We start from the raw sequence: 15,634 nt of genomic DNA, 5'->3' as shown, positions 1-15,634 counted from the left end.
ACCGAGGCCACGAATTTGGGTCGAAGCGATGCGGGTCAAAGCGATAAAACCTTCTTGGAGCTGCCAAGACGTTTGCTGATTCGGCTCGGTATCGCCCTTGCCGTGCGGGCTTGGTGCGAAATGGCCGTTGCGCTCGGGCTCTTTGAATTTTGGCGATTCACCCTACATACTGTTAGCAATCCCCCTTCTATATTTCCTTCCGAACCAACGGTCGGTTGAGGTCCACCATGACAAAAGCATCATCCAAAACGCAGACTCCCACCCCGCGGGGCGCATCCCGCAAAGAGACCGCGGTCGCCGAGGTGAGTCCCGCCGAGGTGCGTCCCGTTGTGGACGCACCGCGTGGCAAGGTCCATCGTGTGGCGGCAAAAGAAGGGGGTGCTGTGGAGGTCAATGCGGCCAAGGCAACCACCAAGTCGGCCGCATCGGTTACCAGCCCAGCGCCCAAGCGGGGTCGTCCGCCCAAGGCGGGCGTTGTGACGGCCGAGGCCGATACCTCTGCCGCGCGCCGCGGCCGCAAGAGCAAGTTGGAAGAGCCGACCGATGATTTGTCGGATGACCTGAGTGAAGAGGTTGAAGTAGTCGATGTCGCTGCCGAAGTCGCTGAAGTCGAGGTGGTGGAAGAAGTAGCCGCCGCGCCCGTGCCCAAGACACGCAAGGCTTCGCGCGCTCGTGAGAAGCAACTGCTCAAGGAGTTCGGCTATGACGACTCCAACATCACCGATGAAGAGTTGGGCCGTCGGCGCGCTCGACTCAAGAGCCTGATCAAAATGGGCAAGACCCGCGGGTTCCTGACCTACGGGGAAATCAACGATCACATTCCGGACAATCTGGCCGATCCCGAGTTGATGGAAACCATTGTTTCCATGCTCAACGACGTGGGCATCGCGGTGTACGAAACCACGCCCGATGCGCAAACCCTGCTGCTCAACCAGCACGGCCCGACCGCGTCGAGCGAAGAGGAAGCGGAGGAAGAGGCCGAAGCGGCGCTGTCCAACGTCGACTCTGAATTCGGCCGCACCACCGACCCTGTGCGCATGTATATGCGCGAAATGGGCACCGTCGAGCTGCTCACGCGAGAAGGCGAAATCGTTATCGCCAAGCGCATTGAAGACGGCCTGCGCCAGATGATGCTGGCCATTTCGGCTTCGCCCTCGACTGTGGCCGAGATTCTGGCCATGGCCGCGCGTATTCATCACGGCGAATTGCCGGTCGATGAAGTGGTGGACGGCATGGTGTCGGACGACGAATCCGACGACTACGTGGCCGAAGAAGACGTCGACTACTCGCTCGACGAGAGCGGCGAAGAAGACGAAGACGGCGGTGCCGGCGCCACCTCCATGAAGCTCGAAGAACTCAAGGGCAAAGCCTTGGAAGCCTTTGCCGACGTGCACGACGCCTTCATGAAAATGCGCCGCGCCTACGACAAGGACGGCTACCGTTCTGCCAGCTATTTGAAGGCGCAGGAGGCGATTTCCGCCGCGCTGATGGAAGTGCGCTTCACCGCGCGGACCGTCGAGAAACTCTGCAATCTGCTGCGTGCCCAGGTGGACGAAGTGCGGCGCTACGAGCGTGAGATTCGGCGCTATGCGGTGGATCGCTGCGGTATGCCGCAGGAGGAGTTCATCAAGTCCTTCCCCGGTCATCAGCTCGATCTGAAGTGGGTGGACAAGCATGTGGCTTCTGGCAAGCCGTATTCCGTCATCCTCAGCCGCAATGTGCCGGCCATCAAGGAGCTGCAGCAAAAGCTCATCGATATCCAGACCCGGGTCGTGGTGCCGCTCGACGACCTCAAGGAAATCAACACCCAGATGAGCCTGGGCGAGCAGGCCGCGCGTGAAGCCAAGCGCGAAATGATCGAGGCCAACCTTCGTCTGGTCATCTCCATCGCGAAAAAGTACACCAATCGCGGCCTTCAGTTCCTCGACCTGATTCAGGAGGGCAACGTCGGCCTGATGAAGGCGGTGGACAAATTCGAATACCGCCGCGGCTACAAATTCTCGACCTACGCCACTTGGTGGATCCGTCAGGCCATTACCCGCTCGATTGCCGATCAGGCGCGCACCATCCGGATTCCGGTGCACATGATCGAGACCATCAACAAGGTCAACCGCATCTCGCGCCAACATCTGCAGGAGACGGGCACCGAGCCCGACGCCGCCGTGCTGGCCGAGAAGATGGAAATGCCCGAGGACAAGGTACGCAAGATCCTCAAGATCGCACGCGAACCGATTTCCATGGAAACGCCCATCGGCGACGACGATGACTCGCACCTGGGCGATTTCATCGAAGACTCGGGCACGCTGGCGCCGACCGAAGCGGCGATGCAGGCAGGTTTGCGCGACGTGGTCAAGGAGATTCTCGATTCGCTCACGCCGCGCGAAGCGAAGGTGCTGCGCATGCGCTTCGGCATCGAGATGGCCAACGACCACACGCTAGAAGAAGTGGGCAAACAGTTCGACGTCACCCGCGAGCGCATCCGCCAGATCGAGGCCAAGGCGCTGCGCAAGCTCAAGCACCCCACTCGCTCGGACAAGCTGCGCAGCTTTCTCGACACGCTTTGATCCGGACGCTCCTGCCCGCCACGCGGCGGACAGGAGCACACGCTAGACTTCGGGCATGACCAACGCGCGAAAAACGGCTGTCCGCACCATCGTGTTTGCCGATGTCGTCGGCAGCACGGCATTGTTCCAATCTCTTGGCAATACCGAAGCCACGGCGCTGGTCACTCAGGTCGTGTCGAACATGGCCCGCAGCTTCAAGGCGGCGGGCGGCGATGTGGTGAAAACGCTGGGGGACGGCATACTCGCCACCTTCGAGCACAACACCCCCGCGCTCAACGCCTGCATCGACATTCAGCGCACCTGCTCCACCTCAGGCGCGGTCGATGCCACGGGCGCCCGACAAAAACTACCTCTGAAAATCGGCATTGCTCGCGGCGTGGTCGTGCTGGCGCCGGGCGACTGTTTTGGCGATCCGGTCAATGCGGCCTCGCGCCTGTCCGACTCGGCCGGAACCGGACAAATTCTCATCGGCGACGCCGTGATGGAAGCGCTGCCGCTGGAGTTGCTGGCCCGGCTGCGCAGCCTCGGCGCCATTTTTCTGCGCGGCTACGACGTGCCGGTTCCGGTGCATCAGGTCGATTGGGAGGCGCAGGTCGATATGGGCCAGACCATGCCGCAAGTGCCCTCACGCATCGACTACAGCAGCCAGTTGCTCAATCTCGCCTGGCTCGATACCAGCGTGGACTATGCCGCCGATCAGATGCCCATCGTGATCGGGCGCACGAACGGTGCAGACTTTCCGGTCAACGATCTGCGGGTATCGCGCCAGCACGCGCGCATCGACTGGCGCGGCAGCTATTTCATGCTGACTGACCTCAGCAGCAACGGCACCTGGGTGCGCTACACGGGCAATGACACCACGCTGGCCCTGCGGCGCAACGAGTGCGTGCTGCATGGCCAGGGCGAAATCACCCTGGGCGCTAAGCCGTCCGACCCGACCGCGCCCACGGTGATGTTCCAGATCCATCCTCACTGAACTCAGGTTCTCATGCCCTTGTCCGACCCTACGGCGTATTCGCACGGTTCCGCACCGAAAACTGCCATCCTTCTCGTCAATCTGGGCACGCCCGATGCGCCGACGGCATCGGCCTTGCGTCGCTACCTCGGTGAGTTTCTCAGCGACCCTCGGGTGGTCGAAATTCCCAAGCCGGTTTGGTGGTTGATCCTCAACGGCATCATTTTGCCGATTCGTTCCTCCAAATCCGCGGCCAAGTACGCCTCGGTCTGGACCGAGCGCGGCTCGCCCCTGCAGTCGGGCACGGCCGACCTCACGCAAGCCGTTGCCGCTGAAATGGCTCGGCTGGGTCATCATGTGCAAGTGCGATATGCCATGCGCTACGGCAACCCGTCTGTGGCCAGTGTGCTCGACGAGATGGCCAAGCAAAACGTCACTCGCATCCTGCTGGTGCCGCTCTATCCGCAATATTGCGCGGCCACCACGGCCTCCACGCTGGACGCAGTGACGGCCTGGATGCGGCGCAGCCGGCGCATGCCCGAACTCCGGGTGCTCAATCACTTTCACGACGAGCCGCTTTACATCGAGGCCCTGGCGCGAAAAATCGAGGCGCACTGGCAGCAGCAGGGTCGGCCTGACAAATTCGTCATGAGCTTTCACGGCATGCCGGCGCGCACGCTCAAGCTGGGCGATCCGTACCACTGCGAGTGCCACAAGACCGGGCGCCTGCTCGCCGAGCGCCTGGGGTTGGCCGCTGCTGATTACGCGGTGACGTTTCAGTCGCGCTTTGGCAAGCAGGAGTGGTTGCAGCCCTACACCGAACCCACCTTGCGCCAACTGGCCAAAGAAGGTGTGGCTCGGGTCGATGTGACCTGCCCGGGCTTCAGTGTCGATTGCCTCGAAACGCTGGAAGAAATCGCCATGGAAGGCAAGGAAGCGTTTCTGTCCAGTGGCGGCAAGGTCTTTAATTACATCGATTGCCTGAACGCCGAGACGCACTGGGCGCAGGGTTTCAGCCGTCTGCTGACCTCTCATCTGCAGGGCTGGAATACAACCGTACCTGCCGATCCCAAAAAACTCGCGCAAACTCGCGAACGGGCCAAGGCCCTGGGTGCGGAAAATCTGTGAGTTAAACCTGTGAGTTCACAGGGATGAATCGCGGGGCGTCGAGCGCGCCTCACGCCAGAACTGCACCAGCAGCCCGACGCCGAGCCCGATCACGCCTATCGCCAAGAGGTAGAGCACCAGTTCAGCCAGAGACATCTTCTCTCTCCTTCAAGAGCGCCCAAAGCGCACAAGTCATGAAGAGTGAGTGCTCAACATGAGCAGACAGTTCCGTGGGATTGGGTGTGGAGTGTGCCGTGCGTGTGACCAAAGTTTTCTCTGTGCGGGCGGTTGCAGCGGCCTGCGCGATACGGCTCAATAATCTTCGTCGGCGCTGGTGAGATACCACTGCGCCTGCTCAAGCGCTTGGGCTTGTTCGGGTGTCATGGTGCAGAACACATTGCGGGCATCACGCGCCAACATGCCCAACTGATGCAGCTTGCTCTGGATGTCGGCAGGGCCGAGGAATTCAAACGATACGCTGCTGCGACCGTCGACATAGGCGTCGCGAAACAGGGTGTCAAAGAGCAAATTCAGGCTATCCGGATGCCCTGGGTGGCAGAGCAGATCGCGCACATGCAACACCTTGCCGACGACCTCACAGACGGCATAGCCGATAAGTCCGTCGTTTTGGGCGCTCAAGGTCAGGAAGCGGAATTTTCTCCAGGGCTTCGGCTCGAAACGCCAGGCCAGGTAACTGCGATCACGCACGCCGATGAGCAAGGCCGGGTCTTTCTGCGCGGCCCACAGCGCATCGAAGCGGGCATCGGGCTGGTCCATCCATTGAGCCCGTCGGCCACGAAAGTCGTGGGCGTACCAGGTTCTGCGCAGGGTATGCCGCCACCAGTCTGCGGTGCGCCCCACGGCGCGGCGCACCAAGTGGGGGATTTGCGCGGGCAGATAGTTGGCACTGCGCAGCACGCGAACGTAGCGCACCATGCGCCCCGCCACCTTGTAGCCCAGGCGCTTGACCACGGGTTCGGACTTCGGGTTGGGAAAGCCGTAGATCAGCCCGCACTGCGGCAAAAACCGGTCACGCAGTGAAGTTTGCAGCAGCATCGCCGGATACAGCGTGCGATGTTCCGCCGTCACGCCGAAGTCAGCCAGAAGTCCTGCATTCAAGGTTTGGCCAGCCAGACGCATCTGCCGGGTTGCGAGGCCGATGACGCCCACGGCTGTTCCGTTTTCGGCCGGAGAATGGGCGAGCAACACCTGCGGTAAACCGGCCGGGTTGCGCAGGTAGAACCAGTCGTATTTGTCCTGGCGACGCTCTGGGTGACCGAGATTGGTCACCCAGAGCGACACGATGATGCTGCGATCGGTCTGCAGGTCGGCGGGCAACGCGGCGTAACTGGACGGTGCGGCGGTCATGGAGGAGCGCGGGTTCGCGAAGGGTCAGCGCCGGATGAACTGGTCGTGCAGAAGCAGGGTGGAGAGCATGCCGACAAAGGCCATATTGTCACCAAAGCCGATGACTTTTCCAGCGCGTGCCTTGTCGAACAGGCGAATCGCCGCCTCCGGGTCGAAGTAGCCCGCCTCTTTGAGGCGCGCCACGCTGAACAGGTCGGCCACGTAATCGACGGGTTCGCCATTGTGAAAAAAACTCTGGCTGTCGGGGGCGCGGTAAGGTTGCTTGGTGCGATGGCGCAGCGCGTCGGGCAGCAGGCCGTCCATGCTGCGTTTGAGCAGGTATTTTTCCACCAAGCCCATGAGTTTGTAGCGCGGAGGGAGTTGGCTGGCGAAGGCGATCAGCCGGTGATCGAGGAAGGGAAAACGGGTCTCGATGGACTGCGCCATGGCCATGCGATCGCCCTGAGAACACAGCAGATAGCCCGACATCAGGGTATGCGCCTCGATGTACTGATCCTGGCAGAGCGGCTCCCAGCGCGAGATGTCGGCGGGGAGTTGCGCGGCGAGGGTGGCGATGGGGTCGGCCGCCGTGGCCGCGGCGCGCCATTCCGGCGACAGAAAGCCGGTGATGCGCCGTGTGGTGGTCCAGCGCGGCAGGTGGGCGAACCAGGGCTCGCGGAAATGCGCTTCGCCTTCGCGGAAAAAACGCTCGGTCATCGCGCGGCCGGCGGCCGGGGAGTGTTTGAGATAGGGGTAGAGGCGTTCGAGCAGGCGAGGGCGCCAGCGCGAAGCGGGCTGCCGGGCCATGAAGCGGCGCACCCGGGCTTCCTTGAACAGGTCGTAGCCGCCGAAGACTTCGTCGGCGCCTTCGCCAGTGAGCGCCACCTTGTAGCCCGCGGCGCGCACCCCTGCGGCCAGCAGCATCATGGGCGCGGGGGCGGTGCGCACGATGGGTGTCTCAGTGTGGGCAATGGTGCGCGGGAAGGCGGCGGCGATGTCGGCGCGGGTGCAGTGCACCGTGGTGTGATCGGTGCCCAGGTGGCGCACGAGTTGCTGCTGCCAGGGGCTTTCGTCGAATTCGGCGTCGTCGAAAGTGAGGGAAAAAGTGCGCAGCGGCGTGTCGGTGTAGTGGCAGATCAGGGTGGTGACGATGGAAGAATCGAGGCCGCCGCTGAGATAGGCGGCCACGGGCACATCGGCGCGCAGTTGCAGCCGCACCGCGTCGATCAGCAGGTCGCGCAGCTCGTCGGCGCAGGCGGCGGCCGAGCGCTCGTCTTCGATCGAGGCTGGGGGAAAGCTCCAATCCCAATAGCGGCGCGTCTGCGTGCCGCGAGCGTCGACCGACATCATATGGCCGGGCGGCAGAGACTCGATGCCCTCGAATACGGCGTGTGGCGGCAGGGGTGCCCAGTAGGTGAAGACTTCGCCCAGCGCTTTCGCATCCAGACGGCGCGGCACTTCGGGCAGGGCGAACAAGGCCTTGACCTCGGAGGCAAAGGCCAGACCGCCCGGCACGCGAGTGTGAAACAGCGGCCGGATGCCGGTGCGGTCGCGGGCCAGCAGCAGGCGCTGACGCGGCACGTCCCACAGGGCGAAGGCGAACTGGCCGTTGAGCTGATCGACCAGCGCGTCGCCGTGGTCTTCATACAGGTGCACCAGCACTTCGGTATCGGACTGCGTGGCGAAGCGATGGCCGCGGCGCTGCAGCTCGGCGCGCAGTTCGATGTAATTGAAAATCTCGCCGTTGAAGACCACCCATACCGTGCCGTCTTCGTTGCACATCGGCTGGTCGCCGCCGGACAGGTCGATGATGCTCAGGCGGGCGTGGGCCAGACCGATCGGTCCTTTGTTGTAGAACCCCTGCTGATCAGGCCCGCGGTGATGCAGCTGGCCGATCATCGCGGCAAGCTGCGCGGGATCGATGGGCGCGTTCCAGTTCAGGCGACCCGCAATGCCGCACATGGCCGCTTTCAGCCGCCGATGTAAGACATCTCAACCCTGCGCTCGGCACGCTGGGCCAGACCTGCTGCCGTGCCGCGCAGCAGGGAATATCGGTCATCTCGCGCCGTCCAGACCTGCGCCAGCGCGGCGCGCAGCTGCTCGTCGCTGACCGGGGCCAGGCCGCTGCGCGGATCGCCGCGCAGCAGGGCGCGCACGTCGTGGCCGTGGGTGGCGAACAGGCAGAGGTAGAGCTTGCCTTCCATCGACAGCCGGGCGCGGTTGCAGTCGCCGCAAAAGGCGCGGGTCACGCTGGAAATCACGCCGATCTCACCCGCGCCATCGTCATAGGCCCATCGCTGGGCGGTTTCGCCGGCGCTGTGCGGCTCCAGCGGATGCAGCGCATGGACGGCGTGAATGCGGTCGATGACCTGTTGCGACGGCAGCACTTCGTCCATGCGCCAGCCGTTGGTGTTGCCCACATCCATGTATTCGATGAAACGCAGCACTACGCCGGTGCCGCGGAAATGTTCGGCCATCGGCAGTATCTGCGCGTCGTTGGTGCCGCGCTTGACCACCATGTTGACTTTCACCGGCCCGAGGCCCGCGGCTAGGGCGGCGTCGATGCCCCGCAGCACTTCGGCCACGGGGAAGTCGACATCGTTCATCTGGCGGAAGGCCGCATCATCCAGCGCGTCGAGGCTGACGGTGACGCGATCGAGCCTCGCCTCCTTGAGCAAGGTCGCCTTGCGGGCGAGAATGGAGCCGTTGGTCGTCAGCGTCAGTTCGGGCGCCAGACCCTCCGGGGTGCGCAGGCCGTGCAGCATCTCCACCAGTCGTTCGAGGTTTTTGCGCAGCAGCGGTTCACCGCCAGTGAGCCGGATTTTGCGCACGCCAAGGGACATGAAAATCCGGGCCGCGCGGGTGATTTCCTCGAAGCTCAGCAAGTCGGCATGCGACAGGAATTCATAGTGTTTGTCGAATATCTCTTTCGGCATGCAGTAGGTGCAGCGAAAGTTGCAGCGGTCGGTCACCGAGATCCGCAAATCGTGCAGAGGGCGGTGAAAACGGTCGGTCGGCTGCTGCGGCGCGCTGCCGGTGTCGGCAGGGACGGACGGCACGCTTGTCGCGTAATGATGGTCGACGATGGGAATTATGCGTTCGGACATAACGCCATTATCGACAAAGCGGGCGAGCGCCGCGCTGTTTCGGCCCCCGGGCCTGTTCACATCACGGAAATTCGCAAGGCCAGGGCGAAGGTGGCGAGCAGCATGCCGAGCACTGCGCCGACGAGGACATCGGAGAGGTAATGCAGCCCCAGAATTAGCCGCGACGCAGCGATCAACAGGGCAAACGGCACAGCAATCCAGCCCAGTATCGGGGCGAAAAACAGGATCTGCAGGGTGAAGTTCACCGCATGCAGGGTGTGGCCGGAGGGAAAGCTGAACTGATCGAGCGGGGGTTCGCTGAGCACGATGCGATGGCAATGTTCGCTCGGGCGCGGACGGGCCGCCAGACGCTTGATCGACCAGTACAGGCCGGTGCCGATGAACGTGGTCACGATTAACCAGAGGATCGGCGAGATCGCCTCGCGCCCATCGAGCCAGAGCAGCAAACACAAAATGGCCGCCCAGCCCCAGCCGTTGCCAAGGCGGCTGATGGCAGAAAAGAAGCGGCGCACCCAGGCCTGCCGACTCAAACGATTGGCCGCAAGGGTCAAGCCTTCCTCCCATTGCAGATAACGCTGAAGCAGGCTGGGCTGTCGCTGTTGCATGGTTGATCTGGGGCGCGGTTGCGGGATGGAGGAGGCGTGGCGAGATTGTTGCACTGCAGACTTAGCCACGGTCGAGCCGACGCGCATCTCGGCTGCCTCTACCATTGTGTCATCAGCGCAAGGCAGTCAGCCAAGAATCGACTGACGGCCTGCTGCGCTTTATTCTCAAGGATAGACATGGCATACACCATCGAACTTTCGGGCCGCGTCGCCCTAGTCACTGGGGCATCGAGCGGGCTCGGCTGGCGATTTGCCGAGGTGCTGGCGCAGGCGGGGGCCGCCGTGGTGCTCAGCGGTCGGCGCATGGAGCGGCTCAAGGAACTGCGGGCCCGCATCGAAGGGCAGGGGGGCGACGCCCATGTGGTCGAACTCGATGTCACCGATAGCGCCAGCATTCGCGCGGCGGTGGCGCATGCCGAGACCGAGATGGGGCCGATCGACATCCTGGTGAACAACGCGGGCATTTCTGCGCAGCAAAAACTGCTCGACGCCACGCCCGAAGATTTCGATGACGTTTTCGGCACCAATGTGCGCGGAGCCTTTTTTGTGGCGCAGGAGGTGGCGCGGCGCATGGTGGCGCGTTCGCTGGGCGTGACGCCGGGCACCTGGGCCGGCGGGCGCATCATCAACGTGGCCTCGGTGGCCGGGCTGCGGGTGATACCCAAGCTGGGGGTCTATGCCATGAGCAAGGCCGCCGTGATTCACATGACGCGGGCGATGGCGGTGGAGTGGGGCAAATACGGCATCAATGTCAACGCCATCTGTCCCGGCTATATCGATACCGAGATGAACCACCATCACTGGCAGACCGAGGCGGGCCAGCGTCTGATGCAGATGCTGCCGCGCAAACGCCTGGGCAAGCCCGAAGATCTCGACGCCATGCTGGTCATGCTCGCCAGCGGGCAAAGCAGCCTGGTCAACGGCGCCGTTCTGACGGCTGATGATGGCTTTGGCATTTGAGGAAAAGCCCGATGCGATTCGAAATCCCTGAACAAAAACAACTGGTCCACACCCTGACCCTGCCCATACGCTGGGGCGATATGGATGTGATGGGCCATGTGAACAACACGATCTATTTCCGCTACATGGAAATCATCCGCCTGGAGTGGCTGCGCGAAACCGGCGTACCCGCCAACCCCGCAGGGCTGGGGCCAGTGATCGTCAACGCTTTCTGCAATTTTCAGATCGAATTGAAGTATCCGGGCGAGGTGCTGGCGCGGCTCTACACCACCGATGTGGGGCGTACCAGCTTCGACACCTACACCTTACTCAGCCGCACCGACGATCCCGACACGATCTACGCCAGTGGCGGTTCGCGCGTGGTCTGGGTGGATTTTCCGCGGCGCAAGAGCGCGCCCTTGCCCGATAGGCTGCGCGAATTGCTCACGCAGCATGCCGACTCAAACTGACCTCTATTCGAGAGATTGCGTCATGCCAGATTCCGAAACCAACCAGCCGCTTTGGTTGCCCTCGCCGCAGCGCATCGCCGCTTCGCACGTCGAGGCATTTCGTCATTGGGTGAATGAGCGCCACGGCCTGCATTTGCAGACTTACCAAGACTTGCTCGATTGGTCGATCGCCGAGCAGGCCCAGTTCTGGGACGCGGTGTGGGAGACCTCCGGCGTGATCGCCGAGCACAAAGGCGAGCGAGTGCTGATCGACGCCGAGCGCATGCCCGGCGCGCGATTCTTCCCGGACGCCCGCCTCAACTTCGCCCAGAACCTGCTGCGCCGCAATGACGATGCCATAGCGCTGCATTTCTGGGGCGAAGATCAGGTGCAACGCCGTCTGAGCTGGCGCGAATTGCACGCCGAAGTCTCTCGGCTGCAGCAAGCCTTGAAGCATTGGGGCGTCCAGCCCGGAGACCGGGTTGCGGCCTATATGCCCAATATGCCCGAGACGGTGATTGCCATGCTCGCGGCCACCAGCCTCGGCGCCACCTTCACCTCCGCTTCGCCCGACTTCGGGGTGCAAGGCGTGCTCGATCGTTTCGGCCAGACCCTGCCCAAGGTGCTGATTGCCTGCGACGGCTATTTCTACAACGGCAAAACCTTTTCCAACCTGGAGAAGCTGGCCGAACTCGTGCCGCAATTGCCCTCGCTGGTGAAAACCGTCGTCGTGCCCTATGTGGCGCAGGCGCGCGGGCATAACTTGAGCTTAGCGCCGATTGCCGACGCTCAGGTGTGGGAGGATGCGCTCGCGCCATTCACCCCGCAGGCGGTGCAATACGCGGCGCAGCCCTTCGATCATCCGGTCTACATCCTGTATTCAAGCGGCACCACCGGGGCGCCGAAATGCATTGTGCATCGCGCGGGCGGGGTGCTGCTCAAGCATCTGGCCGAGATGCGGCTGCAGGTCGATATTCATCCCGAAGACCGCGTGTTCTTCTTCACCACTTGCGGCTGGATGATGTGGAATTGGCTGATGTCTGCGCTCAGCCAGGGGGCCACGGTTTGCCTTTACGACGGCTCGCCCGGTGTGCGCGACAACGCCATTTTGTTCGACTACGCCGATGCGGTGGGTTTCACGCACCTCGGCACCTCGGCCAAGTTCATCGAGGCGCTGGGCAAGTCGGGCATCGCGCCGATGCACACGCACCGCCTCAGCGATCTTCGCACCCTCATGTCGACCGGCTCGCCGCTGGCGCCCGAAGGCTTCGACTACATCTACGGCAAGGTGAAGGCCGACATCTGCCTCAGTTCCCTGTCGGGCGGCACCGATCTGGTGGCTTGCTTCATCGCCGGGTCGCCCATGAACCCGGTCTGGCGCGGCGAGATTCAGGCCTGCGCTCTGGGCATGGCGGTGATCGTGGCGGGTGACGACGGCAAGCCTTTGCCGGACGGGAAAAAAGGCGAGTTGGTCTGCACCAAGCCCTTTCCCTCCATGCCGCTGGGTTTTCTGGTGGACGGCAGTCTGGAAAAAGGCGCCCAAAAATACTTTGACGCCTACTTCGCGCAGTTCCCGAATGTATGGTGGCATGGCGACTACATTCAACGCACGTCGCATGGCGGCTTCATCATTTTTGGTCGCTCGGATGCAACGCTCAATCCCGGCGGCGTGCGCATCGGCACGGCGGAAATTTACCGCCAGGTCGAGCGCATCGACGCGGTGCTCGAATCAATTGTGATCGGCCAGAACTGGCCGCCCGGTACTTACGGCGATGTGCGCGTGGTGCTGTTCGTGCGTCTGCGCGACGGCGTGGTGCTCGACGAGGCGCTGATCGACGCGATCAAGCGTGAGATTCGCAACAACACCACGCCGCGCCATGTGCCCGTGCGGATCGTGCAGGTGCACGATATTCCGCGCACCAAGAGCAACAAGATTGTGGAAATCGCGGTGCGCAACCTGATTCACGGCGACCCGGTGAAAAACGTCTCGGCGCTGGCCAATCCCGAGGCGCTCGACGAATACCGCGCCTTGCGTGCCGAACTTGAGCGGGCTTGAACGGCTAACTCCTGCGCCGTAAGGTACAGGTGCGGCTGATCCAGAGCTTGCGCAATGGCGTCAGGCTGATGCGTTGGTGCAGTACCGCAAAGTCGGCCCGCTCGATTTCGCTCAGCAGCGCCTCCGATATGGCGCCAAGAGCCAGTAGAGGTGCGGTCTGCGCGGCAGGGTAGGGTGTGAGCGCGCCGCGAGCTGTGCTCAAAGCCGTGCGGGCCAGTGTGGTTTGTTCCTGCAGCAAGGCACGAATGGGCGGGCTGACCACGCGCTGCTGCAAGTCCACCGCCTTGACCCCATGCCGCTGCAGGGCATCGAGCGGCAGATACACCCGGTCCTGCGCGACATCACGCCCCAGATGCCGGATGTGGCTGGTCAATTTCAGCGCCACGCCCAGTTCCTCCGCAGCGTCCAGGGCGGGGCGCGCGGTCAGCCCCAGCAGCGCTGCCGCATTGCGCAGCGTCTGCCCACTGCCCGCCCGGCAATAGTGCACGAGCGCGGCACGATCCATCCACCGGTTCTGTCGTAGATCGATGTCTACGCTTTCGATCAGGCCGAGCAGCGCCTGTGGCCGCAGACCCTGATCCCGAAAACATCTCCCGAGAGCACGCAGGCAAGGGTGCTCTGCCTGGTCTTGATCGAGCGCCAGCATCTGCGCATGCCACCAGGCCAGCTTGGCTTGTGCGACACCCGGGTCGCTGACCGTGGTGACGATGCTGCGCACCCGCACATGCACGTCCAGCAACAGCGTCAGCGCCGCACGGCGCGCGGGCGGGCAGCGTTGCAGCGCGTAATAAGTCGACGAGCCGGGGGGCGGTTTGGCGCAGGAATCAGGGATTTGAGGCGGGTGCATGTTGAGCGCTGCATCAGGCAGGCTGGAGGCAGCTAGAATAGCCGATTGCCCAAAAATCAAAGCCGCAGTGAATAGGCCACACTGAATAGCCGCCTTCCGAGGTGGGCCTCAGTTGAGACCGAGTTGAAACATAAGGCGCGAGCGTAAAGTTTTTGGCGACAGATCACCCCGCGAGGGTGGCGAAATTGGTAGACGCACCAGGTTTAGGTCCTGACGCCTTCACGGGCGTGGGGGTTCGAGTCCCCCCCCTCGCACCAACCGGCAAGCGCAGGCTTGGCGGTCTTTGATCCCTTTTTTGAACACTGGACTTTCCCATGACTGTCGAAACCCTGGACAAACTGCAGCGCCGTGTGACCGTGACCGTGCCCAAGGCCGCTGTGCAGAACGAAATCAATTCCCGCCTGAAGAATCTGAGCCGCACGCTGCGCCTGCCCGGCTTCCGCCCGGGCAAAGTGCCGATGTCCATGGTGACGCAGCGCTACGCGCCGTCCGTCGAGATGGAAGTGCTGCAAGACAAGATCGGCAACGCGTTTTACGACATCGCCACCAGCGCCCGTCTGCGCGTGGCGGGTGCGCCGGAATTCAGCCCCAAGACCGAAGGGGTCGAAGCGGACGTGGTGGCGTTCGACGCTGTGTTCGAGGTCTATCCCGACGTGCAGATCCCGGATCTCTCCACCCAGGCTATCGAACGCGTGACCGCCGAGGTGGACGAGGCCGCCATCGACAAGACCATCGAAGTGTTGCGCAAGCAGCGCACCCAGTTTGTGACGCGTGGCGAAGCCGCGCCGAACGGTCAAACGTCCGAAGGGCTGGAAGTGCAAGACGGAGATCGCGTCACCGTCGATTTTGAAGGTCGCATCGACGGCACCGCTTTCGAAGGCGGCAAGGCCGAAGGTTTCACTTTCGTTCAGGGCGAAGGCCGCATGCTGCCCGAGTTCGAAGCCGCCACCAAAGGGCTGCAAGCCGGGCAAAGCAAGATTTTCGAACTGCACTTCCCTGAGGACTATCAGGGGCGCGCCGTTGCCGGTAAGACGGCGCAATTCACCCTGAAAGTCACCCAGGTCGAATGGCCGCTGCTGCCGGAAGTCGATGCCGATTTCGCCCGGGCCTTGGGCGTTGAAGATGGCGACGTGCAGCATCTGCGCGACGATATCCGCAGTAACCTGAGCCGCGAGGTCAAATCGCGTCTCACGCAGCGCAACAAGCTGGCCGTCATGGATCTGCTGCAAAAAGCCGTCGCGGTCGATCTGCCCAGTGCGCTGGTGCAAAACGAAGTGAATGAGCTGATGGCCAGCGCCCGTCAAGATCTGGCCGAGCGCGGTATGAAAGATGCCGACAAAGCTCCGCTGCCGCCCGAATTGTTCAAGGAGCAGGCTGAACGCCGCGTGCGTCTGGGCCTGATCGTTTCCGAGCTGGTCAAGCAACACGATCTGCAAGCCAAGCCCGAACAGGTGCGCGCCTACGTTGAAGAACTCGCCGCCAGTTACGAACAGCCGCAGGATCTGGTGCGCTGGTACTACGCCGATCAGGAGCGCATGGCGCAGGCCGAAGCCATCGTCATGGAAAACAACGTGACCGACTTCGTGTTCGCACAGGCGCAGACGACGGACAAATCGCTCGGTTTCGATGAGCTGATGGGCCAGAACTGACCCCGTTGG

At 62.8% G+C, this 15,634-nt stretch carries 12 protein-coding genes and 1 tRNA gene; 8 read left to right on the top strand and 5 right to left on the bottom strand.

Translation table 11 applies throughout. The annotated features are described in order from the left end of the window. Window positions 1–227: 227 nt before the first annotated feature. Genes rpoD through hemH form a run of 3 tightly spaced genes read left to right on the top strand, consistent with a single transcriptional unit; the run spans window position 228 to window position 4,647 of the window. Entirely contained in the window at window positions 228–2,564 is a 2,337-nt protein-coding gene (gene rpoD / locus THI_RS09565) for an RNA polymerase sigma factor RpoD (protein ID WP_013106053.1), read from the top strand. A gap of 55 nt (window positions 2,565–2,619) precedes the next feature. Continuing rightward, window positions 2,620–3,540 carry an adenylate/guanylate cyclase domain-containing protein gene (locus THI_RS09560; protein WP_013106052.1) on the top strand — a complete coding sequence of 307 codons (921 nt, stop codon included), beginning with the start codon at window positions 2,620–2,622 and terminating at the stop codon, window positions 3,538–3,540. A gap of 12 nt (window positions 3,541–3,552) precedes the next feature. Beyond that, a complete protein-coding gene (hemH, locus tag THI_RS09555) occupies window positions 3,553–4,647 on the top strand; it encodes a ferrochelatase (protein ID WP_013106051.1) in 1,095 nt (364 codons plus the stop codon). Window positions 4,648–4,938: 291 nt separating this feature from the next. Here hemH and THI_RS09550 read toward each other — a convergent pair whose 3' ends face one another. From THI_RS09550 to THI_RS09535, 4 genes are read right to left on the bottom strand one after another with little or no spacing between them, the layout of a single operon-like run. Next, window positions 4,939–5,994 carry a GNAT family protein gene (locus THI_RS09550; RefSeq protein WP_013106050.1) on the bottom strand — a complete coding sequence of 352 codons (1,056 nt, stop codon included), beginning with the start codon at window positions 5,992–5,994 and terminating at the stop codon, window positions 4,939–4,941. A 24-nt stretch (window positions 5,995–6,018) separates the two neighbouring features. Beyond that, the gene (gene asnB / locus THI_RS09545; protein ID WP_013106049.1) at window positions 6,019–7,935 is read right to left on the bottom strand and encodes an asparagine synthase (glutamine-hydrolyzing); all 1,917 of its coding nucleotides are present in this window, start codon (window positions 7,933–7,935) and stop codon (window positions 6,019–6,021) included. Window positions 7,936–7,943: 8 nt separating this feature from the next. Then, window positions 7,944–9,080: a GTP 3',8-cyclase MoaA gene (moaA, locus tag THI_RS09540; RefSeq protein WP_013106048.1), complete on the bottom strand. Its 1,137-nt coding sequence runs from the start codon at window positions 9,078–9,080 to the stop codon at window positions 7,944–7,946. Window positions 9,081–9,136: 56 nt separating this feature from the next. Next, complete coding sequence (locus THI_RS09535; RefSeq protein WP_231836145.1) at window positions 9,137–9,685, bottom strand: phosphatase PAP2 family protein; 549 nt, start codon at window positions 9,683–9,685, stop codon at window positions 9,137–9,139. 177 nt (window positions 9,686–9,862) lie between these two features. Here THI_RS09535 and THI_RS09530 point away from each other — a divergent pair, with 177 nt between their 5' ends. The 3 genes from THI_RS09530 to THI_RS09520 are packed head-to-tail and all read left to right on the top strand — an operon-like array spanning window position 9,863 to window position 13,129. Further along, window positions 9,863–10,645 carry an SDR family oxidoreductase gene (locus THI_RS09530; RefSeq protein ID WP_013106046.1) on the top strand — a complete coding sequence of 261 codons (783 nt, stop codon included), beginning with the start codon at window positions 9,863–9,865 and terminating at the stop codon, window positions 10,643–10,645. Between the two features lie 11 nt (window positions 10,646–10,656). Then, window positions 10,657–11,094, top strand: a complete 438-nt coding sequence (locus THI_RS09525) for an acyl-CoA thioesterase (protein ID WP_013106045.1) — start codon at window positions 10,657–10,659, stop codon at window positions 11,092–11,094. 22 nt (window positions 11,095–11,116) lie between these two features. Next, on the top strand, window positions 11,117–13,129 hold the full coding sequence (locus tag THI_RS09520; RefSeq protein WP_013106044.1) for an acetoacetate--CoA ligase: 2,013 nt from the start codon (window positions 11,117–11,119) through the stop codon (window positions 13,127–13,129). Between the two features lie 4 nt (window positions 13,130–13,133). On the opposite strand, the gene THI_RS09515 is transcribed toward THI_RS09520, so the two are convergent. Further along, the gene (locus THI_RS09515) at window positions 13,134–13,976 is read right to left on the bottom strand and encodes a squalene/phytoene synthase family protein (RefSeq protein ID WP_013106043.1); all 843 of its coding nucleotides are present in this window, start codon (window positions 13,974–13,976) and stop codon (window positions 13,134–13,136) included. Window positions 13,977–14,146: 170 nt separating this feature from the next. Here THI_RS09515 and THI_RS09510 point away from each other — a divergent pair. Together THI_RS09510 and tig are read left to right on the top strand one after the other, a co-directional pair. Then, window positions 14,147–14,233 (top strand) — tRNA-Leu (locus THI_RS09510). A gap of 57 nt (window positions 14,234–14,290) precedes the next feature. Further along, window positions 14,291–15,625, top strand: a complete 1,335-nt coding sequence (gene tig / locus THI_RS09505; protein ID WP_013106042.1) for a trigger factor — start codon at window positions 14,291–14,293, stop codon at window positions 15,623–15,625. The last annotated feature ends 9 nt before the right edge of the window (window positions 15,626–15,634 follow it).

This window comes from Thiomonas arsenitoxydans (assembly GCF_000253115.1).
GTDB lineage: Bacteria > Pseudomonadota > Gammaproteobacteria > Burkholderiales > Burkholderiaceae_C > Thiomonas > Thiomonas arsenitoxydans.
The sequence above is the reverse complement of the archived record's forward strand: the minus strand, read 5'-3'. Positions and strand labels throughout refer to the sequence as shown.

What these genes read in the sequence shown, in the direction of transcription:
- rpoD (WP_013106053.1), top strand. Translation starts at nt 228, where the DNA reads ATGACAAAAGCATCATCCAAAACGCAGACTCCCACCCCGCGGGGCGCA.
- THI_RS09560 (WP_013106052.1), top strand. Translation starts at nt 2,620, where the DNA reads ATGACCAACGCGCGAAAAACGGCTGTCCGCACCATCGTGTTTGCCGAT.
- hemH (WP_013106051.1), top strand. Translation starts at nt 3,553, where the DNA reads ATGCCCTTGTCCGACCCTACGGCGTATTCGCACGGTTCCGCACCGAAA.
- THI_RS09550 (WP_013106050.1), bottom strand. Translation starts at nt 5,994, where the DNA reads ATGACCGCCGCACCGTCCAGTTACGCCGCGTTGCCCGCCGACCTGCAG.
- asnB (WP_013106049.1), bottom strand. Translation starts at nt 7,935, where the DNA reads ATGTGCGGCATTGCGGGTCGCCTGAACTGGAACGCGCCCATCGATCCC.
- moaA (WP_013106048.1), bottom strand. Translation starts at nt 9,080, where the DNA reads ATGTCCGAACGCATAATTCCCATCGTCGACCATCATTACGCGACAAGC.
- THI_RS09535 (WP_231836145.1), bottom strand. Translation starts at nt 9,685, where the DNA reads ATGCAACAGCGACAGCCCAGCCTGCTTCAGCGTTATCTGCAATGGGAG.
- THI_RS09530 (WP_013106046.1), top strand. Translation starts at nt 9,863, where the DNA reads ATGGCATACACCATCGAACTTTCGGGCCGCGTCGCCCTAGTCACTGGG.
- THI_RS09525 (WP_013106045.1), top strand. Translation starts at nt 10,657, where the DNA reads ATGCGATTCGAAATCCCTGAACAAAAACAACTGGTCCACACCCTGACC.
- THI_RS09520 (WP_013106044.1), top strand. Translation starts at nt 11,117, where the DNA reads ATGCCAGATTCCGAAACCAACCAGCCGCTTTGGTTGCCCTCGCCGCAG.
- THI_RS09515 (WP_013106043.1), bottom strand. Translation starts at nt 13,976, where the DNA reads ATGCACCCGCCTCAAATCCCTGATTCCTGCGCCAAACCGCCCCCCGGC.
- tig (WP_013106042.1), top strand. Translation starts at nt 14,291, where the DNA reads ATGACTGTCGAAACCCTGGACAAACTGCAGCGCCGTGTGACCGTGACC.